The organism is Lysobacter sp. ISL-50 (genome assembly GCF_018612875.1).
Taxonomy (GTDB): domain Bacteria; phylum Pseudomonadota; class Gammaproteobacteria; order Xanthomonadales; family Xanthomonadaceae; genus Lysobacter.
The window spans coordinates 126638-146289 of record NZ_JAGGRI010000007.1 but is presented as its reverse complement, the minus strand read 5'-3'; the positions used below and the strand labels follow the sequence as shown (position 1 = coordinate 146289).

The 19652-nt window shown below is 67.5% G+C and carries 18 protein-coding genes; 5 read left to right on the top strand and 13 right to left on the bottom strand.

The window, feature by feature from the left end; all coding sequences use genetic code 11:
- Positions 1–59: 59 nt before the first annotated feature.
- Together gorA and J7J50_RS24675 are read right to left on the bottom strand one after the other, a co-directional pair.
- Positions 60–1439, bottom strand: a complete 1380-nt coding sequence (gene gorA / locus J7J50_RS05245) for a glutathione-disulfide reductase (protein ID WP_251044202.1) — start codon at positions 1437–1439, stop codon at positions 60–62.
- The gene (locus tag J7J50_RS24675; protein WP_251044200.1) at positions 1436–2734 is read right to left on the bottom strand and encodes an FAD-dependent oxidoreductase; all 1299 of its coding nucleotides are present in this window, start codon (positions 2732–2734) and stop codon (positions 1436–1438) included. Before J7J50_RS24675 ends, gorA begins: the two co-directional genes overlap by 4 nt.
- A 537-nt stretch (positions 2735–3271) precedes the next feature.
- On the opposite strand from J7J50_RS24675, the gene J7J50_RS05240 reads away from it, so the two are divergent.
- Positions 3272–5098, top strand: a complete 1827-nt coding sequence (locus J7J50_RS05240; RefSeq protein ID WP_215056426.1) for a M4 family metallopeptidase — start codon at positions 3272–3274, stop codon at positions 5096–5098.
- Here the strand turns inward: J7J50_RS05240 and J7J50_RS05235 are convergent.
- Complete coding sequence (locus J7J50_RS05235; RefSeq protein ID WP_215056425.1) at positions 5091–5276, bottom strand: hypothetical protein; 186 nt, start codon at positions 5274–5276, stop codon at positions 5091–5093. The genes J7J50_RS05240 and J7J50_RS05235 overlap by 8 nt on opposite strands.
- Before the next feature lie 349 nt (positions 5277–5625).
- On the opposite strand from J7J50_RS05235, the gene J7J50_RS05230 reads away from it, so the two are divergent.
- Complete coding sequence (locus J7J50_RS05230) at positions 5626–7425, top strand: M4 family metallopeptidase (protein WP_215056424.1); 1800 nt, start codon at positions 5626–5628, stop codon at positions 7423–7425.
- Between the two features lie 204 nt (positions 7426–7629).
- Here the strand turns inward: J7J50_RS05230 and J7J50_RS05225 are convergent, their stop codons facing one another.
- Positions 7630–8868 (bottom strand): DUF418 domain-containing protein, encoded by a 1239-nt coding sequence (locus J7J50_RS05225; RefSeq protein WP_215056423.1) that lies wholly within the window; start codon positions 8866–8868, stop codon positions 7630–7632.
- Between the two features lie 342 nt (positions 8869–9210).
- On the bottom strand, positions 9211–9729 hold the full coding sequence (locus tag J7J50_RS05220) for a peptidylprolyl isomerase (protein WP_251044235.1): 519 nt from the start codon (positions 9727–9729) through the stop codon (positions 9211–9213).
- Between the two features lie 169 nt (positions 9730–9898).
- Here J7J50_RS05220 and J7J50_RS05215 point away from each other — a divergent pair, with 169 nt between their 5' ends.
- Positions 9899–10402 (top strand): C40 family peptidase, encoded by a 504-nt coding sequence (locus tag J7J50_RS05215; RefSeq protein WP_251044233.1) that lies wholly within the window; start codon positions 9899–9901, stop codon positions 10400–10402.
- A gap of 149 nt (positions 10403–10551) precedes the next feature.
- Entirely contained in the window at positions 10552–11307 is a 756-nt protein-coding gene (locus J7J50_RS05210) for an NlpC/P60 family protein (RefSeq protein WP_343222434.1), read from the top strand.
- A gap of 235 nt (positions 11308–11542) precedes the next feature.
- On the opposite strand, the gene J7J50_RS05205 is transcribed toward J7J50_RS05210, so the two are convergent.
- The 4 genes from J7J50_RS05205 to J7J50_RS05190 all read right to left on the bottom strand — a co-directional run bounded on the left by J7J50_RS05205 (position 11543) and on the right by J7J50_RS05190 (position 15884).
- Positions 11543–12040: an acyl-CoA thioesterase gene (locus tag J7J50_RS05205; protein WP_215056422.1), complete on the bottom strand. Its 498-nt coding sequence runs from the start codon at positions 12038–12040 to the stop codon at positions 11543–11545.
- The gene (locus J7J50_RS05200; protein WP_215056421.1) at positions 12037–12666 is read right to left on the bottom strand and encodes an NAD(P)H-dependent oxidoreductase; all 630 of its coding nucleotides are present in this window, start codon (positions 12664–12666) and stop codon (positions 12037–12039) included. Before J7J50_RS05200 ends, J7J50_RS05205 begins: the two co-directional genes overlap by 4 nt.
- Positions 12667–13020: 354 nt before the next feature.
- Positions 13021–14439 (bottom strand): pitrilysin family protein, encoded by a 1419-nt coding sequence (locus J7J50_RS05195; RefSeq protein WP_215056419.1) that lies wholly within the window; start codon positions 14437–14439, stop codon positions 13021–13023.
- An 11-nt stretch (positions 14440–14450) separates the two neighbouring features.
- On the bottom strand, positions 14451–15884 hold the full coding sequence (locus J7J50_RS05190) for a pitrilysin family protein (RefSeq protein WP_215056418.1): 1434 nt from the start codon (positions 15882–15884) through the stop codon (positions 14451–14453).
- Between the two features lie 228 nt (positions 15885–16112).
- Here J7J50_RS05190 and J7J50_RS05185 point away from each other — a divergent pair, with 228 nt between their 5' ends.
- A complete protein-coding gene (locus tag J7J50_RS05185) occupies positions 16113–16601 on the top strand; it encodes an 8-oxo-dGTP diphosphatase (protein WP_215056417.1) in 489 nt (162 codons plus the stop codon).
- 186 nt (positions 16602–16787) lie between these two features.
- Here the strand turns inward: J7J50_RS05185 and J7J50_RS05180 are convergent, their stop codons facing one another.
- From J7J50_RS05180 to J7J50_RS05165, 4 genes are all read right to left on the bottom strand, one after another.
- On the bottom strand, positions 16788–17204 hold the full coding sequence (locus tag J7J50_RS05180) for a hypothetical protein (protein ID WP_215062928.1): 417 nt from the start codon (positions 17202–17204) through the stop codon (positions 16788–16790).
- Between the two features lie 186 nt (positions 17205–17390).
- Positions 17391–17540, bottom strand: coding sequence for a hypothetical protein (locus J7J50_RS05175; RefSeq protein WP_215056415.1), 150 nt, complete (start codon positions 17538–17540; stop codon positions 17391–17393).
- A gap of 41 nt (positions 17541–17581) precedes the next feature.
- Positions 17582–18904, bottom strand: a complete 1323-nt coding sequence (locus J7J50_RS05170; RefSeq protein ID WP_215056414.1) for a dicarboxylate/amino acid:cation symporter — start codon at positions 18902–18904, stop codon at positions 17582–17584.
- Positions 18905–19102: 198 nt separating this feature from the next.
- Positions 19103–19546 (bottom strand): helix-turn-helix domain-containing protein, encoded by a 444-nt coding sequence (locus J7J50_RS05165; protein ID WP_215056413.1) that lies wholly within the window; start codon positions 19544–19546, stop codon positions 19103–19105.
- Positions 19547–19652 lie beyond the last annotated feature (106 nt).

The window sequence follows — 19652 nt, the reverse complement described above, 5'->3', positions numbered from 1 at the left end:
CCGCTCCGTGTCGCTTGGATAAGTGACCGACCAGGCAGCGCGGCGATCTTGCCGCCGGCTCAGCGCATCAGCACCACTTCCTCGGCGCTGGTCGGATGGATGGCGACCGTGTCGCGCAGGTCGTCCAGGGTGATGCCGCGCTTGAGCGCGACCGCGAAGCCCTGCAGCATCTCGTCGGCGGCTTCGCCGAGCAGATGGATGCCGACCACGCGGCGCTCCTCGCCGACGCAGATCAGCTTGAACAGGCTGCGCTGCGGCGATTCGGCCAGGGCGTACAGCATCGGCCGAAACCCGGCGCGATAGATGTGCAGATTGTCACCATGTCGCGCCCGGGCTTCGTCTTCGGTGAGGCCGACCTTGCCGATCGGCGGATGGGCGAAGACCACGGTCGGAATATTGTGTTGATCGAGCCGGCCTTCGCGCTTGCCGTAGACGCGATCCATCAGCCGACGCGCGGCGGCGATGGCGACCGGGGTCAGCTGGACATCGGTGGTGACATCGCCGACCGCGTTGACGCCGGCGACGCTGGTCGCATGCAGTTCATCGACGACGATATGGCCGCGCGCATCGAGCTTCACGCCCAACTGCTGCAGGCCCAGCTTCGCGCTGTTCGGCCGCCGCCCGGTCGCGAACAGCACCTTGTCGAACGGCTCGCTGAGCGCGCCGTCGGCGCCGCGCAGGCGCACGCGCAGGCCGTCGGCTTCCAGCGCCGCGACCGCATGATCGAAATGCAGGCGCACGCCGCTCTGGCAGTAATCGTCCGACAGTTGCGCCGTGAGTTCGGCATCGAAACCTTCGAGCAGGCGCGAACCGCGCACGAACACCTCGACCCGGCTGCCCAGCGCCTGCAGCACGCCGGCCAGTTCGACCGCGATATAGCCCGCGCCGATGATCGCCACCCGTTCCGGCGCCGCGTTCCAGGCGAAGAAATCGTCCGAGGTGCCGCCCAGTTCGGCGCCCGGCATGTCCGGCTTGACCGCGTGGCCGCCGGTGGCGATCAGGATGCGCGGCGCGCTCAGGCGCGCGCCGTTCTCGCACTCCACCGTGCGCGCGTCGAGCAGGTGCGCGCGCATCGGCGCGAGCACGATGCCGGACGCGTCCAGGCGCTTGCGGTAACTTTCGTGGATGTTGGCGATGTAGCGCTGGCGATGGACGATGAAGGTCGGCCAGTCCAGTTCGCAGCGTTGCTGCGGCGGCTGGTCGATGGCGAAGCCCAGCGACTGCGCCATGCGCAGCTTGGCGGCGATGTCGGCGGCCAGCCACATCGCCTTCTTCGGCACGCAGCCGACGTTGACGCAGGTGCCGCCCAGCAGCGCCGGTTCCAGCAGCGCCACGCGCGCGCCGTACTCGGCGGCGCGGAACGCGCCGGCCAGGCCGCCGGAGCCGCCGCCGACCACGATCAGGTCGAAGTGGGTCTTGCCTTGTTCGTCTGCGTTCAAGCGAAACGCTCCGGTCGGTAGGGATGCGGGTCGATCGCGGTCGCGCGACCGGCGATCAGGTCGGCCAGCAACTGGCCGGTGCCGGCGCTCATGCTCACGCCCATCATGCCGTGGCCGGTCGCCAGCCACAGGCCGTCGCGGCCGGGCACGCGGCCGATCAGCGGCACGTCGTCCACGCTCATCGGCCGCCAGCCCTGCCAGCGCTCGCGTTCGACCGGGCCCACCGGCTGGTGCAGATATTCGGCGGCGCCGCGTTCCAGCGCGGCCAGGCGGCGCGGGTTGAGGCTGTCGTCGAAGCCGGAGAATTCCATCGTGCTGCCCAGGCGGAAGCCGCTGTCCCACATGGTCACGCAGACCTTGCGTTCGCGCAGCACCACCGGCCGCAACGGCGTCAGCGCCGGACGGTCGTAGGTGATCGAATAGCCCTTGCCGGGCTGCATGGTGCGCTTGAGCGAAGGCAGGCCGATCGCGTCGGACAACTTCGGCGACCACGCGCCGAGCGCGATCACCGCTTCGCGCGCGCGCATCGGGCCGTGCGTGGTGTCCAGCTCGATGCCGCCGGCGCCCTGCCGCAGGCCGCGCAGCGCGCAGCGCTCGATAATCTCGCCGCCGCGCGCGCGCAGCGTGCGCGCCAGCTCGGCCACGTAACGATCCGGGCGCAGCACCGCGTCGTGATCGAAACGGATCACCCCGGCCAGGCCGGGCTTGAAGGCGGGGTCTTGCGCTTCGTAGGCGGCGCCGTCGATCAGTTCGATCTGCACGCCGAACTCGCGCAGCAGGTCGAGCTCATGCTGGCCGGAGGCGAAGGCGGCGGCGTCGCGGAACACGTAGTCCACGCCGGAGCTGTCGAATTCGCAGACCAAGCCGTAGCGCGTCACCCAGTCTTCCAGCCGCGCGCGCGAATCGTTCAGCAGCGCCGACTTGGCCTGCGCGCTGGCGCGCCAGTCGCTCGCGTTGCAGCGCGCGGCGAAGCGCAGCAGCCAGCTCCACAGCTGCGGATCGAGTTTGGGATGCACGTACAGCGGCGCGTCCGGGGTCAGCATCCAGCGCAGCGCCTGCGCGATCACGCCCGGCGCGGCCAGCGGCGTGGCGTGGCTAGGGGTGATGGTGCCGCAGTTGCCGTGCGAACTGCCGCCGCCGACCGGGCCGGCGTCGATCACGCGCACGCCGCGCCCGCTTTCGAGCAGGGCCAGGGCGCAGGTCAGGCCGATCACGCCGGCACCGACGACGATTACGTCTTCGCGCCCGCCCACGGCGGCGGCCGCCGAATCCACTTCCACTTCCACTGCGCCCATTGTGCTCCGTCGCTCGGTTCGAACTGATCAGCGCGCGGCGGCGCGGCGCTGGCGTGGGCCGTTCGCACGGCGCCGCCGACATAGTAACGAGCGCGCGCCGATGCGGTTGTGTTGTGGATCGGATGCAGGGTTTCGGTGATGCGGCGGCCGGGATCGTGCAAAGGCCGCGCCGCCGCGGCGTCGGACGGCGCGGGACGGGACGGAACCGGGCCGGTCGGCCGCTCCGACAGGTGCGAAACGTCCCCGATCTCGCCGATGCCGCCGGGCTCACGTCACAGTGCCGGCCGGAAAATGACGGCTAGGACTCGTCTGAATTCAAAATTACCGCGCCCATCATCACATTTGCAATGTGCTTGCGCCCGGCGCGTGCCGCTGCCGATCGCCCCTCGGCTTCTAACGTGAATCCCGATGCGCTGCCACGGACCGCCGGACGCTACCGGGACGGCCGCGGCGCCATCGCACCGGCATCGCCGCGTCGCGCCGCAACAGCCCGCGCCGATGCCGTCCTTCCGCAGCAGTTACAGGGGAATCGTTTCCATGCAGTCGAAGACCACCTTACTCACCCTCGCCGTCGTCGCCGGGCTCGCCGGCCTGGCCGTGTACGGCTCGCGCCCGAACACCGACGCCGCTTCCGCGGCCGACGCACAGGGACGCGCCGTCGCGGCGCCGGCCTCGCCGGCGCATTCGGCCCAGGCGCTGGCCGCCGCCGCGCGGAACACCGTGGCGCTGCGCGCGCTGATCGACACCAGCGCGCGTGCGGGCAGCCAGCAGGCCTGGGCCAGCAGCTCGCCGGAACAGGCCGACCGCACCGCCGCCGCCGAACGCGCGCGCGGCCTGCTCGCCGGCGCCGCCGCGGGCGAAGTCCATCTCGCCCAGGCCGACGGCTTCCACGCCCGCGACGTGATGATCGACCGCGACGGCACCGAGCACGTGCGCATGGAACGCAGCTACGAAGGCCTGCCGGTGATCGGCGCCGACATGGTCGTGCATTCGCGCAACGGCGAACTGCTCTCGGTCACCCAGGGCGGCAACCTACGCACCACCGCGCGCCCGCAACTCAAGCCCGGCATCGCCGCCGCCCAGGCCCGCAGCGCGGCCGGCGCCCAATTCGACGGCCGCGTCGCCGAACTCGATCCGGCCAAGCTGGTGGTGTATGCACGCAACGGCATGGACCCCACCCTGGCCTATCAGGTTGGCCTGCGCGGCGAGCGCAACGACAGCCAGGCGCCGGGCGTGATGTCGTACTTCATCGACGCCCGCGACGGCCGCCTGCTGGAGGCCGAGGATCATGTCGAAGCCGCCGCCGCCAACGGCACCGGCAAGACCCTGACGCTGGGCGACGTCGGCCTCGTCAGCAACTCGGTCAGCGGCGGCTACGAATTGACCGATCCCTCGCGCGGCAGCGGCCAGACCCTGGACGCCCAGAACTACTCGTTCACCTTCCTGGGCAAGATCGTGAAGGACGCCGACAACGTGTGGGGCAACAACACCACCTCCGACCGCGCCACCGCCGCGGCCGACGCGCATTACGGCGTGAGCGCGACCTGGGACTATTACAAGACCGTCCATGGCCGCAATGGCATCAAGAACGACGGCCTCGGCGTGAAGAGCTACGTCCACTACGGCAAAAACTACTTCAACGCCGCCTGGGACGGCACCAACATGATTTATGGCGACGGCGACGCCAGCAACGGCAATCTGCCGTTGGTCGCCCTCGACGTCGCCGGCCATGAGATGACTCACGGCGTCACCGGCGCCACCGCCAAGCTCGGCTACTACAACATCAAGGACACCGGCGGCCTCAACGAAGCGACCTCGGACATCTTCGGCACCCTGGTCGAGTACAGCATCGGCAGCGCCGCCGATCCGGGCGACTTCCTGGTCGGCGAGAAGCTGAACTTCCGCCCGAAAGGCCCGGGCACCCAGGCGCTGCCGCTGCGGGTGATGTTCCAGCAGAACCTCGACATCGCCTTCCGCACCAGCCCCTCGGTGAAGTGCTATCCGGTGGGCGGTTTCCCCGCGGCCGATACCGCCGAAGGCAAGAAGTACGATCCGCACCTCACCTCCGGCGTGGCCAACCTGGCCTTCTACCTGATCTCGCAAGGCTCGGTCGTGCCCGCGGATTACTCCGCCAGCCTTACCCCCGCCGACCTGGCTTGTAACGGCGACACCAGCGTCGCCGGCATCGGCCCGGCCAAGGCCGGCGCGATCTGGTACCGCGCGCTGACCAAGTACTTCGTGTCCAGCACCGACTACCCGGGCGCGCGCACGGGCTCGCTGCAGGCAACGGCCGATTTGTACGGCGCCGATTCGGCCGAATACAAGACCGTCGCCCGCGCCTGGTCGGCGGTCAACGTCAACTGACCGATCCATAGGCGTTACCGAAACGGCCCGCATCGCGGGCCGTTTTTTTGCGCGGGCTCGTGTCGCCGCAATGCCCGGCTTCGTCGCTGAAATCACGGACTCGCCCGATTTCGTTGACCGCCGCGACATCGATCAGACCGATCGCGACCGAAATCGCGCGAACCGCGAGCTCCCGCATCGTGCATGCATTCGTCCACGCAAACGCTCCGTTGCGTTGTTGCAGCCAATGCCTCGGCCGCCTTAGCGCGTTCGCGCATCGCGATGCCCGCCTTTACGACGCCGTGTTTACGCCTTGATGAAGTTCTGTGACGCCTTGCGAACTAGCGCGCGCGATTGTGTGACGCGATGCGCTGGTTTTCGCTGCCTGCATCGCTGGCGCAGGCATATGGTTTTCAACGCTCACAGGCACATAAGAAACATGCATCCAACGCCGATGAGTCTCCCATTGCTTCCGGGAGAGCTGTCTTGCGCGCATTCGCGAGGACGTGCGCAACCACATTCCATCCACCTTGTAGGGGTCCAATCGAATGCAACTCAAGACCGCTGTGCTGAGCACGGCCGTGGTCGCCGCGCTCGTCGCTCTGTCGACCCAAGTCGGCTCGGGTTCGGGTCCGACGCAATCGCTGTCGCACCAAACTTCGGCAACGGCACCATCCGGCGTCGCCGCGACCAACGCCACCGCGCCCGCAATCGCCTCGGCCGTCGCGCCCCGTCATTCCGCCTTCGGCGCGATCGCCAGCGCGCCCGGCGCGCGTCCAGGCAGCGATCTGGTCGCTTCATCCGAATCGCCGGCACAGGCCGACGCATCGCCCGCCGCCCACCGCGCGCGCGGCCTGCTGTCCGGCGCGGCGGCGCAGGAAGTGCATCGCGTGCAGGCCGACGCCTTCGTCGCCCGCGACGTGATGATCGACCGCGACGGCACCGAGCACGTGCGCATGGAGCGCAGCTACCTGGGCCTGCCGGTGGTCGGCGGCGACTTCGTCGTGCATTCGCAGAACGGCGAACTCAAGTCGATCACCCAGGGCGACAACATGCGCACCTTCGGCCGCCCCGACATCGCGCCGAAGATCAGCGCCGAACAGGCGCGGATCGAAGCCGGCGCCGCGTTCGACGGCACGGTGACTTCGGTCGCCTCGACCCAGTTAGTGGTCTTCGCGCGCGCCGTCGAACCGACCCTGGCCTATCAGGTAGACGTGCTCGGCGATCGCCGCGACGATCCCGCGCCAGGCAACATCAGCTACTTCATCGACGCGCGCAACGGCGCGCTGCTGCAGGAAGACGATCGCGTCCACTCCGCCGCCGCCAACGGCACCGGCCGGACCCTGACCCTGGGCAACGTCGGCATCGTCACCAATTCGGTCGCCAGCGGTTTCCAGATGACCGATCCCAGCCGCGGCAGCGGCCAGACCCTGGACGCCGGCAACCGCAGCAGCGCCAGCGGCACCGTGTTCAGCGACGCCGACAACACCTGGGGCAACAACACCACCTCCGACCGCGCCTCGGCCGCCACCGACGCTCACTACGGTGTCGCCGCCACTTGGGACTATTACAAATCCGTGCATGGCCGCAACGGCATCTTCAACGACGGCAAGGGCGTGAAGAGCTTCGTGCACTACGGCCCGACCAATCTGGTCAATGCGTACTGGGACGGCTCGGCGATGCTTTACGGCGACGGCGACGGCGTGACCTACCGTCCGCTGGTGGCCCTGGACGTAGCCGGCCACGAAATGACCCACGGCGTGACCGGCGCGACCGCGCGCCTGGGCTACTACAACATCAAGGACTCCGGTGGCATCAACGAAGGTATCTCGGACATCTTCGGCACCCTGGTCGAATTCAGCGTCGCCAATGCCAACGATCCGGGCGACTATCTGATCGGCGAAGAGATCTACATCAGCAATCCCGGCGACAAGAAGGCCCTGCGCGTGTTGTTCAAGCAAGATGCCGACGGCCGGTCCAAGGTGTGCTACCCCAGCGGCGGCTTCACCGCGTCGCAGACCGGACAGGGCGGCACCTACGATCCGCACTACACCTCCGGCGTGCTCAACCGGGTGAACTACCTGGCCTCCGAAGGCGTGGTCGTGCCGAGCGGCTTCAGCTACACCAAGGCGCAACTGGTCTGCAACACCGACACCACCATCGTCGGCATCGGCCGCGACAAGGTCGGCGCGATCTTCTATCGCGCGCTGACCCGTTACTTCGTCTCCAGCACCACCTACCCGCAGGCCCGCACCTGGACCTTGCAGGCGGCGGGCGATCTGTACGGCAGCACCTCCAACGAGTACAAGATCCTCGCCCGCGCCTGGAGCGCGGCCAGCGTCAACTGAGGCCTGGCGGCATCGTATGCCGGCGACACCTGCGACATGGAGCGGCCCGCGCGAGCGGGCCGTTCCTTTGTCCGCGCGCTTCGTCATTCGCGGTCGCGAATAGGAGTGAGTTCAGAGGAGTGAGGAGTGAGTGCGAAGCCGCTGGCGGCCTTTACTCACTCCTCACTCCTCTGAACTCACTTCTCTGACCCCACTCCTCTGAACTCACTCCTCCCCATCAGTCGGGCTGCGCATCGCCGGCCGGCGCCAGTACGCGAACGCGCGCCACAGCCATTCCAGCGGACCGAAGCGGAAATGCCGCAGCCACCAGGCGCTCGCGGCCATCTGCAGCGCGAACAGGACCACGGCGGCGGCGATCAGTTCGGTATAGGACAAGCGTCCCCACAGATTCAGGCCATAGTGGTACAGCGCCCAGGTCACGATCAGCGACTGGCCGAGATAATTGCTCAGGGCCATGCGCCCGGCCGGGGCGAAACGCAGCGGCCAGCGCGCGCCGCCTTGCATCAGCAGCAACACGCCGGCGATCAAGGCCAGCGCCAACGGCAGCCCCGCGAGCATGTGCAGGGTCTGCGCCAGAATCGAGGACGCGCTGTACAAGGCCAGCGACGGCGCGCTGTCGATCATCACGCTGGCGAGAGTCAGCATCGCGCCGATGGGCAGGCCGATACGCACGAACTCGCGCAACAGCGCGCGATGGCGCCGCGGATCGGCGACGAGGCCGGCGCGCGCCAGCCCGGCGCCGATCAGGAACAGGCCCAGCGACAACGGCAGCATCATGATCCAGCCGCCGATCGTGGACTCGAAGAAGAAGCGCACACGTTGCCCGGTAACGGCGAAGTAATCGCCGCGCGCGTACACGGCGACTTCCGCCGCGCGTTCGGCCTGGGCGCGCGCCAGATCCGCCGCGTCGCCCTGGGCCACGCCGGGCACGGCCAGGGCGGCGGCGACCAGCAGCCAGTAGGCGATCGTGCCCAGATACAACGCCGCGCCGAGCTTGAGCCAGCCCGAGCCCGACCACGAACGCAGCGCCAGCAACACGAATGCGCTCAAGGCGTAGGTGACCAGGATGTCGCCGGCCCAGATCAGCCAGGCGTGGATCAGGCCGATCGCCAGCAGCCCGATGCTGCGGCGCAGGTAGATCGCGCCGAAACCGCGGCCGGCGTCGCGGGCGCGTTCGAACATCACCGCGAAGCCCATGCCGAACAACAGCGCGAACAGCGTCCAGAACTTGTTGCGGATCGCCACGTACACGAACGCCGACAGCCAGTAATCCGATCCGCTCAGCTTCGGATCGATGCCCTCGCTCAATTCCGCCAGCGGCCCGGCGAAGCTGGCCACGTTGCTGAGCAAAATGCCGAGCAGGGCGATCCCGCGCAGCGCATCCAGCGCGAGCAGGCGCTCGCGTGCGGCGATGGGCGCGAACTCGGGCGGGGCGGCGATCATGGAATCGATGGCGGTATGAGTAATGGCGGCGGCCGTGGCACGAGCGACGATGATGCAGTCAGGGCTTCTATGGGAGGGACTTTGTGGGAAGGGCTTCTGTGGGAGAGGAGCTTCTGTGGGAGGGGCTTCAGCCCCGACGCCCTTCGATCACCCCGGGACCAACCCCACCCACTCGAGGATCAGGCGAGCGAACCGATCAGGAAAACATCGACCTTCAAGCCCCCGCCACCCACAACCCAACGACCGCATCGCCACCGCGCAAAAAACGAACGGCCCGCTCGCGCGGGCCGTCGTCGTGCGGTAGTGCCGGCGGCGCGATCGCCCCACCCGGCCGCGCGCTTATCAGTGAGCGTGGCCGCCGTCGCCGTGCACGTGACCGTGCGCGATCTCTTCCTCCACCGCCTCACGCACCTCGACGATCTCGACCGCGAAATGCAGATCCTTGCCGGCCATCGGGTGGTTCAGATCGACATCGACCACGCTCATGCCGATCTTCAGGATCGTCACCGCGCGCGGGCCGAAGTTGGTCTCGAGCACCGCCTGCATGCCCGGGAACAGCTTGGCGTCCTTGAAGTACTTCTTCGGCACGCGCTGGGTCAGGCCTTCCTGGTGCACGCCGTAAGCGTCGGCCGCGGCCACATCGACTTCGAACTTGTCGCCGGCTTCGTGGCCTTCCATCGCCTTCTCCAGGCCCGGAATGATGTTGTTGTGGCCGATCAGGATCGCCAGCGGATCGCGGCCTTCCGAGGTTTCCAGCGGCTCGCTGCCCTGCTCGGAAACGGTGTAGTGGAAACGCACGACGCGATCTTTTTCGATTTTCATGGCAAGTCCGGCTGGGATGACCGCCCACGGGGCGATCAGGAAAGGTAACGGCGGCGCCGATGTGCGCGGGCCGCCACAAAAGGTCACATGGATTGTCTTGCCGCCGCCGCCGATAGCCGCCAAGCTATCGGCCGTGACGAAGGCCGCGCATTATCCCGGCAACACCGTGTCCGCGCCAGCGCGCGGGCCGCTGCCGTGGTCGGCGGCGCTGCTGGGGCTGGCCCTGTGCGGGCTGCTCGCGGCCTGCGGCGGGGGCAAGCAGATCGTCCGCCGCCCGCCGCCGTCCCAGCCCGTCCGGGTCTGGCCGCAGGTCGATCCGGAAAACCCCGGCGCCGCCAATTCGGTGCTGATGCGCGCCTTCAGCCTGGTCGGCACGCCCTACCGCTACGGCGGCAATACCCCGGACGGCGGCTTCGACTGCAGCGGCTTGGTCAACTACGTCTATCGCGACATGCTGGCCCTGAGCCTGCCGCGGACCTCGCGCGATCTGGCCGGTTACCAGGGCCCGCGCATCGACCCGATGCGGCTGGCGGCCGGCGATCTGGTGTTCTTCGGCAGCTCCGGCAACGTCAGCCATGTCGGCATCTACGTCGGCGAGGGCCGCTTCGTCCACGCCCCCAGCAGCGGCGGCACGGTGCGCCTGGACCGGCTCGACGGCCCCTACTGGCGCGATCACTACAGCGGCGCCAAACGGGTTCTCAGAAAGAACTGAGACCCTTTATGAATGCGGCTTCCGTCTCAGACTCGTCAGAAATGTGAGGAAAATCACATACCTGTTAACGACCGTCTAACGAAATTTGAACCAACCTCTTGCTCTTCGAAGGTATCGTCCCCTACCGGTGACGACTTCGTGATTAATAAGTGACGACCAATACCACTCGCCACAACCGCCAGGCTGCCACCCCCCAAGCATCCCGCGACACCGCCCAGAGCCACTCCGGCCGGGCTACCCAACGTCTTGTGCTGACCGCCGTGCTGGCGGTTTGCGCCCTGCCCGTTTTCGCCCAGTCCGCGCCGACCAGCGTGGCCGGCTCGTCGATGGCCGGCGGCGCCCTTCCGGGCGGCCCGTCGCTGCGTAACGACTCGGCCGACGCTCCGGAGCCGACCGCCAGCAACATGCTGCCGGAGGCGATGACCCTTTCCGACCGCGCCATGATGCTCGCCACCGACCTGAACCGCCTGCTGGGCCAGGGTCAGGACGTGGAGCTGAGCAAGACCGACATGCCGGTCGCCGAGCAGGGCCGGATCAAGGGCATGCTGCAACGCGCCCTGGCCCTGCTGGGCACACCCTATCGCTGGGGCGGCACCTCGCCCGACCAGGGCTTCGATTGCAGCGGCCTGGTCGGCTACGTATTCCGCAACGCCCTGGGCATCGAACTGCCGCGCGTCTCGCGCGAGATGGCCAAGACCGGCGAAGTGATCGAACGCGACTCGCTGACCGAAGGCGACCTGGTGTTCTTCGGCCGCCGCGGTCGCGTGGACCATGTCGGCATCTACCTGGGCGACGGCCGCTTCGTGCATGCCCCGCGCACCGGCAAGGACGTGACCGTGTCCAGCCTGGACAGCGGGTACTGGAGCGCCAAGTTCATGGAAGCGCGCCGGGTCGATGGGATCTGAGTTTCGCGCTCGATCGACGATTCGATGAAACAGGCCGCCTTCGGGCGGCCTGTTTCGTTGTGGGCTTGTGAATTGCCCCCTTCGAAAAAGGGGGCGAGCGCCCGGCGCGGGGTTCGCTTCTGAGGAACGATCGGAGCGCGGGGGATTTGCTTTGGGTGGGGACGCAGGCAACTGCGGCTAAGAGCGAATCCCCCCTGCCCCCCTTTTCAAAGGGGGGGAAGCAGCAACAGCCGAATCAACCTTCCTTGACGTACCGCTCCACCGTAGCCTCGATGCCCTTGCTCAGCTCCATCACCTTGAGCGCGTACTCGGCCAGACGCTTGTCGTCCTCGCTCTCCGGCGTCCACGACGGCACCGCGGTCGGCTTGCCCTCGACCTGATCCATCGCCACGAACACGATCACGCAATGCGTGCACAGCCGCTCTTCCGGCTCGCCGTCGTCCAGGCCCGGGTCGCGCGCTTTCACATCGACGGCGAAATGCATGCTGCTGTTGCCGGTCAGGATCAGCTTGGTGTGCACGGTCACCAAGTCGCTGATGCGGATCGGGGCGACGAAACGGATGCCGCCGACGGCGACGGTGACGCTGTACTTGCCGCTCCAACCTACCGCGGCGGCATAGCCGGCCTGGTCGATCCACTTCATCACCATGCCGCCGTGGACCTTGCCGCCGTAGTTCACGTCGGTGGGCTGGGCGAGGAAGCGCAGGTTCAATTCGCGTTGCTGGCCTTTCATGCGCGGGCTCCGGCGATGGATGGGTTGTAGACGTGCAGATGCCGCACCACCGCGGCGCCGACGCGATGCACCGCTTCGCGCGCGCGCTCGTCGCCGAGTTGGCCGTAGTCGAGCAGCTTCTCCCCGGCCTGACCGACCGCGACCTGCTGCGGCACCACGATCAGGCCCAGCTTGGCCAGCGCGTCGCGCAGAACCAGCAGCGAACGCAGTCCGCCCAGCGGCCCGGGCGAGGCGGAGACGATGCCGGCGACCTTGTCCGTGAACAGCGCGGTGCCCGAGCGTCCGTCGCCGAGCGGTCGCGAAATCCAGTCGAGCGTGTTCTTGACCAAGGCCGGCATCGAGCCGTTGTACTCGGGCGTGGAGATCAGCAGGCCGTCGTGTTCGGCCATCAGCGCCTGCAGGCGCCGGGCGTTGTCGGGCAGGCCTTCGGCTTCGATGTCGCCGTCGTAGATCGGCAGCGCGTAATCGCGCAATTCGATATGGGTGACCTGCGCGCCGGCGGCGCGCGCGCCCTCGACCAGCACCGGGATCAGGCGGCGGTTGTAAGACCCCGAACGCAGACTGCCGGCGAAGGCGAGCAGACGCGGGGCAGCGGGCGGATCGGCTAGCGGGCTGGCGGCAGACATACGGTCCTCCGTGGCAAGGCGGGCATTATGCGCGAGCAGTGGCGAAGGGGAGGGCTTTTTGGCTCAGGCTCGGACTCGGATTCGGACTGTCGGAATACTCGCACCAACGCCGTCATTCCCGCGAACGCGGGAATGACGAGCAAAAAAGAGCGAATCGCGCCCAAACGCGGGAATGACGAGCGAGAAGAAGCGAATCACGCTCACGTTGTCGCTTCGCTCAAACAGCGACCAAAACCAAAAAGCCCCGACCGCGAACGGCCGGGGCTTTTCTTGATCGCGAAGGTGGCGAGCACGCCGACAATCCGTCAGCCGCACCCGTCACCGAGCCGCAACAGCCTCCAATCAGCAGCGAACTCACTTCTCCTGCTTGAACTCGCCGTACTCCTTGAGCTGCGGCTGCACCGCCTTGTAGTCGCCGACCACGATGATCGACTGATCCTTCACCGCGTAATACTTCTTCGCCATCGCCTGCACCTGCTCGGCGCTCACGGCGCGGACCTTCGGCACGTACTCGCCGAGGAATTCCGGCGGCAGGCCGTACAGCCAGTTGCTGGCCAACGACGACGCCACCGAGGCCTGCAACTGGTTGTTGATCAGGTAACCGCCGGCGACATAGCGCTTGGTGTCTTCCAGTTCCTGCGCCGGCACCGGATAGTCGCTGAGGCGGCCGAGTTCGTAGATGAACTCGCCGATCGCGGCGCCGGTGACTTCGTTGCGCACGTCCGCCGAGGCCTGCACCGCGCCGCCGGCGCGGAACGCGCTGAGTCCGCCGCGCGCGCCGTAGGTGTAGCCCTTCTCCTCGCGCAGCTTCTGCATCAGACGGCTGCTGAAACCGCCGCCGAGCACGATGCCGGCCAACTGCGCCGGAATGTAGTCGGCATCGGTGGCCGCGATCGCCGGACGGCCCAGCCGCAGCGCCGATTGCACGCTGCCGTCGCGCTGCACGAACACCCGTTGCGCCTGCGCCGAACTGCGCGCGGGCGCGACATCGGCGATCGGTTCGCCGCTGGCTTTCCAGTCGCCGAAGGCGGCTTCGGCGGACTTGAAGCCTTCCTCGGCGCTGATCCGCCCGGTCACCACCAGCAACGCGCGGTCGGGACGGAAGCGACGCGCATGCTCGGCGCGCATCGCCTGCGCGGTGACCGCGCTGATCGCCGCCTCGGTGGGTTGCGTGCGCGCGTACGGATGATCGCCATAGGTCGTCGCCAGCAACGCGCGCGTGGCCTTGAACGAGGGCTGCGACTGCTGCGCCTTCAGACCTTGCAGGGCATTGGCCTTGGCCAGCTTGACCTCATCGTCGGGAAAGCTCGCGCCTTCGGCGACTTCCGACAGCAGTTGCATCATCGATGCGGCCTGCGAAGGCAGCGCGTAACCGCTGAGGGTCAGCCCGTCGTTGTACGGCCCCGCGCCGATCACGCCGCCGTAGCTCTGCGCGGCTTCGGCGATGGCCTTGGCGTCGCGTTTGGCGGTGCCTTCGACCAGCAGGCCGGCGTACAACGCGGAGAAACCCGGCGCATCGGCGGCGTCGCTGGCATAGCCGGCGTTGCGCACGGTCAGGGCGAAGTCCACGCGCGGCAGTCCCTGGCGCGGCACGACCCAGACCTGCAGGCCGTTGGCGAGGGTTTTCTGCGCGATCTGCGGCACCGGCAACGCCTTGTCGGCGGCCAGCGGCGGCAGGCGTTCGGGCAGCTTGGCGTTGGGGCCGGCCGCGGCGGTGCCGGCGATCAGGGTCAGGGCCAGCGACAGCGCGAGCGAGTGGGTATGGATTCTCATGGCGCGGGTCCTCAGTTCTTGCCCGACGGCGCGGCCGTCTGGGAGGGCGCGGCGTCGGCCTTGGCCGCGGGCGCGGCGGCGGCCATCGCGGCCGGCCGGCGATCGATCACGGTGCGATTGGCGCGGGTCAGATAGGTCTTGGCCACGCGTTGCAGATCGGCCGAAGTCACGCCTTCGATCAAGCCCGGGATCTTGTTGACCACGTTGGCGTCGCCCCACAGGGTCTGCATCAGCGCGATGGTGTTGGCGCGCTCGATGAAACTCTCCAGGCCGTTGTACCAATCGGCCAGCATCTTGGTCTTGACCCGCTTGAGCGTGGCCGCATCGACGCCGTCGCGGGCGATCTTGGCCACTTCCTCGTCGATCGCGGCCAGCACCGCGTCGGCGTTGGTGTCGGGCTTGTACAGCGCGAACAAGGTGTAGAGCGTGGGGCCGTTGTAGGTCCACGGATCGACCAGGCCGTACAGCGGTTCGACGTTCAAGGCGATCTGGCGCTGCTTGACCAGGCCCTGATACAGACGCGAAGCGTCGTCGCCGGCCAGCACGTTGCCCAGCACCGCCATCGGCGCGTGATCGCGGCTGCCGCGCGCCGGCATCTTCCAGGCCGCGGCGATCGCCGGCACCTGCGCCAGCGCGTCGGTCTGGTCGATGCGCTTCTCGGCGGTGTTGAGGCCTTCGCTGTAATCCGGCGCGGCCGGCGTCGGGCGGCCGGGGACCGCGCCGAAATACTTGTCGGCCAGCGCGAACGCCTCGGCCGGGCTGATGTCGCCGGCGATGCCGAGCACGGCGTTGTTGGGGCCGTAGTAATCGCGGTGGAACGACTGCACGTCGGCCAGGCTGGCGTTTTCCAGATCCTGGAAGCTGCCGTAGCCGTCGTGGTTGTTCTCCCACTTCTGGAACGCGTGCTGGCCGATATCGATCCACATGAAGCCGCCGTAGGGCTGGTTCTTCACGTTGACGCGGATTTCTTCCTTGACCACGTCCTGCTGGTTCTTCAGCGTGGTCGGATTGAAGTCCAGGGTCTTCATCCGGTCCGCCTCCAGCCACAGCAGGCGGTCCAGCGCCGACACCGGCGCGATTTCGATGTAATTGGTGAAGTCCGGGCGGGTCGAGCCGTTGTTGCGTCCGCCGCCGCCGCTGATGACCTTGTCGAAAACGCCCTTCGGCGCGACCGGCGTGCCCTGGAACATCAGATGCTCGAACAGGTGCGCGAAGCCGGTGCGGTTCTTGGGCTCCAGCCGCATGCCGACGTGATAGACCACGCTGATGCCGACGGTCGGCGAGGTGTGATCGGGCGATACGACCACGGTCAGTCCGTTGTCGAGTTTCTTGACCGCCACCGGCACCTGCCAGCGATCGCTCTCGGCCGCGGACGCTGTAGCGAACGCGGCGGTCGTGATCGTGGTCAGGCCGGCCAGCAGCACGCTCAGGTGACGCTTGCGCATGGAGTGCTCCCTGTCCTTGTCGAGATATTCGGATCGTGATGGTTCCGTGGCGATTATGGCCGCATGCGGGCGCCGCCGCCGCGGGCCCGGGCACCTTAACCCGCGCCGATGACACCGTGGCAGGTCGAAACTCACGTAGGCAGACCGGCGCCGCTGGCCGTTGCCGGACGAATCGTCGACACTGTGCGCCTGCAGTTCCGCTGCGCCCTTTCCGACGCCGATCCCCCGATGCCGTACACGCCTATCGTGGCCACCCTGGGCTACGTGATTTCGCCCGATGGCCGCCAAGTGCTGATGGTCCATCGCAACGCCCGTCCCGACGATCACCAGTTGGGCAAGTACAACGGCCTGGGCGGCAAGCTCGAGGCCGACGAAGACGTGGTCGCGGGCATGCGCCGCGAGATCTTCGAGGAAGCCGGCATCGACTGCACCGCCATGCAGTTGCGCGGCACCATCAGCTGGCCGGGCTTCGGCAAGCACGGCGAGGACTGGCTGGGCTTCGTGTTCACCATCACCGCCTTCGAAGGCGCGCCGTTCGCGAGCAATCCCGAAGGCACGCTGGAATGGGTGGACATCGAACGCCTGCACGAGTTGCCGATGTGGGAAGGCGACCGCGAATTCCTGCCGCTGGTGTTCGACGCCGACCCGCGGCCGTTCCATGGGGTGATGCCGTATCGCGACGGGCGGATGGTGTCCTGGAAGTTTTCGCGGATTTGAGTGGCGCTGCTTTTTGTGGGAGAGGCTTCTGTGGAAGGGAGCCTTTGTGGGAGGGAGTCTTTTGTGGGAGGGAGCTTTAGCCCCGATGCTTTTCAGTCAGGTCACCGGACTTTCACCTGAGCTGATCGAAAAGCATCGGGGCTAAAGCTCCCTCCCACAAAAGTCAGCGCTTCGCCGGGCAAGCCCTCAACCGCCCACCCTCACCGACCCCTTGCCGTCCTTCTGCTCGAACACGAAGCTGAAAGCCAGGCTCACCGCCACCGATTCCTCCTTCCCGGTCACGCAGCCTTGCTCATCGGGTTTCGCGCCCGGGTAGACGCAACGGAAGGCAGGATCGAAACGCCACTGCGCCGCCGCGGCGCGCGCGGCTTCGACGAAGCGCGCGTCCGACCCGATCGCGCAGCCGGCCTGCACATCGTCGATAGGCTGACTGTCCATGACCCGCCCGTCGGCGCCGATCGCCACGCGCAGGCACACGGTCTGGGGCGCCAGCCGCTGCGCCAGCAACTCGACCGGATACACCGGCACCGCGTTATCCGCCTCGGCCAACGGCATCTGGAAGGTTTCGTTGTCGGCCAGCTGCATGCGGTCGTCGGACGGCATGAGTTTGTCGATGGAGCGCACGCCGACGGCGCCGCTGCGCGGGTCCGGCGGCGGCTCGACGGATCGTGGCGCACTCGCGCATCCAGCAAGAGTCGCCAACAACAACGCGGACATCCATGACCTCATCGTTTCTTCCTCCGAAAATGGAAAGACGGCATTACTCGGAACGAACGGCGGCCATCCGAATCAAATCTGTCTCCAGCGGCGCGCGATCCCGTCCCATGGCCGGTTCCAGATCTTGCCATCATCGCCCTGCTCGATCTGGCGGTCGGCGACAACGCCGTCGATCGGTGCGTGGATCACGGATGTGGCGTTGATCCTGTGCGCCAGATTCAACGCCGCCGGCCGACGCGCATCGAGATCGGCGCAGCGCCGCGCTAAGCGTTTTCCTGCTCGATCCCGACGTTGGTCGGCGCGGCCTCGTACACCGCGCGGTCGAGCAGGCCGGTTTCCTTCGCCACCAGCACCGGCACCAGCATCTGCCCGGTCACGTTGGTCATGGTGCGCATCATGTCGAGGATGCGGTCGATGGCGTACAGATAGCCGATGGTTTCCAGCGGCAGGCCGGCGGCGCTGAGCACCACGGTGGCCATGATCACCGCCGTGCCGGGAACGCCGGCGGTGCCGAAGCTGCCCAGCACCGAGGCGATCAGCACGATCAGGTACTGGTCCGCGGTCAACGGCGTGCCGGTGTATTGCGCGATGAACACCGCGCACAGCGCCGGATAGATCGCGCCGCAGCCGTCCATCTTGATGCTCGCGCCCAAGGGCGAAGCGAACGCGGCGTAATCCTTGTTGACGCCGAGGTTGTGCGTGATCGAGCGCATCGCCACCGGCATCGCGGCGAAGCTCGAGGAACTCACGAACGCCACCTGCATGCCCGGCGCCGCGCCGCGGAAAAACTTCAGCGGGTTCAGGCCGTGCGCGAGCAGCAGGCCGCTGTAGACCACGACGATGTGAATGCCGCAGGCCAGATACAGCGCCAGGACGAAATTGCCCAGCGGCAGCAGTTTTTCGAAACCGTATGCGCCGACCAGCGCGGCGATCAGGCCGAAGGTGCCGATCGGGGTGAATTCGAGAACGAAGCGGGTGACCTGAATCATCAACTCGCTGGCTTCGCCGACCAGCTTGCGCACGCCGGCGACTTTTTCGCCGAGCTTGACCATGGCGAAGCCGAGCAGCGCGGCGAAGAAGATCACCGGCAGGATCGAGCCCTTGCCGGCGGCGAGCACGGTGTCGCCGGCCGCGTTCTTGGTCGTGCCGATGCCGGTCAGGGCGTAGAACGGATTGCTCGGCACCACGTCGAGCAGCACCTTGGTCACGCTGGGCACGTCGCGCGGCTTGTACGACGAATCCATCGCCAGGCCGATGACGCCGGTGCCCGGCTGCAGGATCGTGCCGACCGCCAGGCCGACGCCGACCGCCAGCACCGCGGTCACCGCGAACCAGGCGAAGGTGCGGCCGCCGAGCGCGGCGATCGACTTCTGCCCATGCAGCGAAGCCACCGCGTTGATCACCGCGAAGAACACCAGCGGCACCGCGATCATCTTGATCAGGGTGACGTACAGATCGCCCAGTGGCCCGAACCAGGTCTCGGCCGAATGACCGAAGGCCCAGCCGGCCAGCGCGCCGAGCACGAAGCCGCCGACCACGCGTTGCCAGAACGGGATGCGGAACCAGGCCGAGAACAGAGCACTCATCGCGGGACTATCCAGTCAATTCAGCGTGGGACGCGCCTGCGCGCGGTTGCGGATGCGCGCGCCGCGCGGCGGCGGCGCGAGAGGACGACACGATAAACAGCTTCGCCATCGCGCCGGCTGATGGAAGTGCATAAGCCGGCAACGAAACTTCATTAGTGTGAACCGCTTCGGCAAAACGCCGCATCGCGGTCCGCGCTTTCATGCGCGGGCCTTGCCGGCGCGCACGGGCGCCGGCTCGCCGCGACGGGCACGCGCGGCGGGCTTGGTCGCCGCTTTAACCGCGGGTTTTGCCAGCGCCGCCGGCGTCTTGCCCGGATATTTCGCCGCCGGCACGCCGCCCGCGCAATGCAGGATCGCGCTCAGCAGGCCGGGGAAGCGGCGCTCCAGATCGTCGCAGCGCAGGGTATTGAGATTTTGCGTTCCGGATTTGACGGTACGGACCAGTCCGGCCGAACGCAACACATCGAAATGCCGCGACAGCGTCGCGCGCGGCAATTCCTCGTCGATGCAGGCGCCGATGCACGACACCGGCTGATCCTTGCTGAGCCCGCGCACCAGGCCCAATCGCACCGGATCGGCGAGCGCGTACAGCACGGTGGTCAGTTCGATGTCGTCGGTGGCGGGGTGATGCAGAGGTCTCATGGCGACAGCTTGCAACAAGCCGGGGCCTGCTGCTATATTTTCCATAGTTCCGAATATTGGAACTATACTACAACCGGATCCGGAACTCACCGGGGCGCCACCCCGC

Coding starts and splice junctions, on each gene's coding strand:
- J7J50_RS24675 (WP_251044200.1), bottom strand. CDS start 2,734: ATGGGCGCAGTGGAAGTGGAAGTGGATTCGGCGGCCGCCGCCGTGGGC.
- J7J50_RS05240 (WP_215056426.1), top strand. CDS start 3,272: ATGCAGTCGAAGACCACCTTACTCACCCTCGCCGTCGTCGCCGGGCTC.
- J7J50_RS05235 (WP_215056425.1), bottom strand. CDS start 5,276: ATGCGGGAGCTCGCGGTTCGCGCGATTTCGGTCGCGATCGGTCTGATC.
- J7J50_RS05230 (WP_215056424.1), top strand. CDS start 5,626: ATGCAACTCAAGACCGCTGTGCTGAGCACGGCCGTGGTCGCCGCGCTC.
- J7J50_RS05225 (WP_215056423.1), bottom strand. CDS start 8,868: ATGATCGCCGCCCCGCCCGAGTTCGCGCCCATCGCCGCACGCGAGCGC.
- J7J50_RS05205 (WP_215056422.1), bottom strand. CDS start 12,040: ATGAAAGGCCAGCAACGCGAATTGAACCTGCGCTTCCTCGCCCAGCCC.
- J7J50_RS05200 (WP_215056421.1), bottom strand. CDS start 12,666: ATGTCTGCCGCCAGCCCGCTAGCCGATCCGCCCGCTGCCCCGCGTCTG.
- J7J50_RS05195 (WP_215056419.1), bottom strand. CDS start 14,439: ATGAGAATCCATACCCACTCGCTCGCGCTGTCGCTGGCCCTGACCCTG.
- J7J50_RS05190 (WP_215056418.1), bottom strand. CDS start 15,884: ATGCGCAAGCGTCACCTGAGCGTGCTGCTGGCCGGCCTGACCACGATC.
- J7J50_RS05185 (WP_215056417.1), top strand. CDS start 16,113: ATGCCGTACACGCCTATCGTGGCCACCCTGGGCTACGTGATTTCGCCC.
- J7J50_RS05180 (WP_215062928.1), bottom strand. CDS start 17,204: ATGCCGTCCGACGACCGCATGCAGCTGGCCGACAACGAAACCTTCCAG.
- J7J50_RS05170 (WP_215056414.1), bottom strand. CDS start 18,904: ATGAGTGCTCTGTTCTCGGCCTGGTTCCGCATCCCGTTCTGGCAACGC.
- J7J50_RS05165 (WP_215056413.1), bottom strand. CDS start 19,546: ATGAGACCTCTGCATCACCCCGCCACCGACGACATCGAACTGACCACC.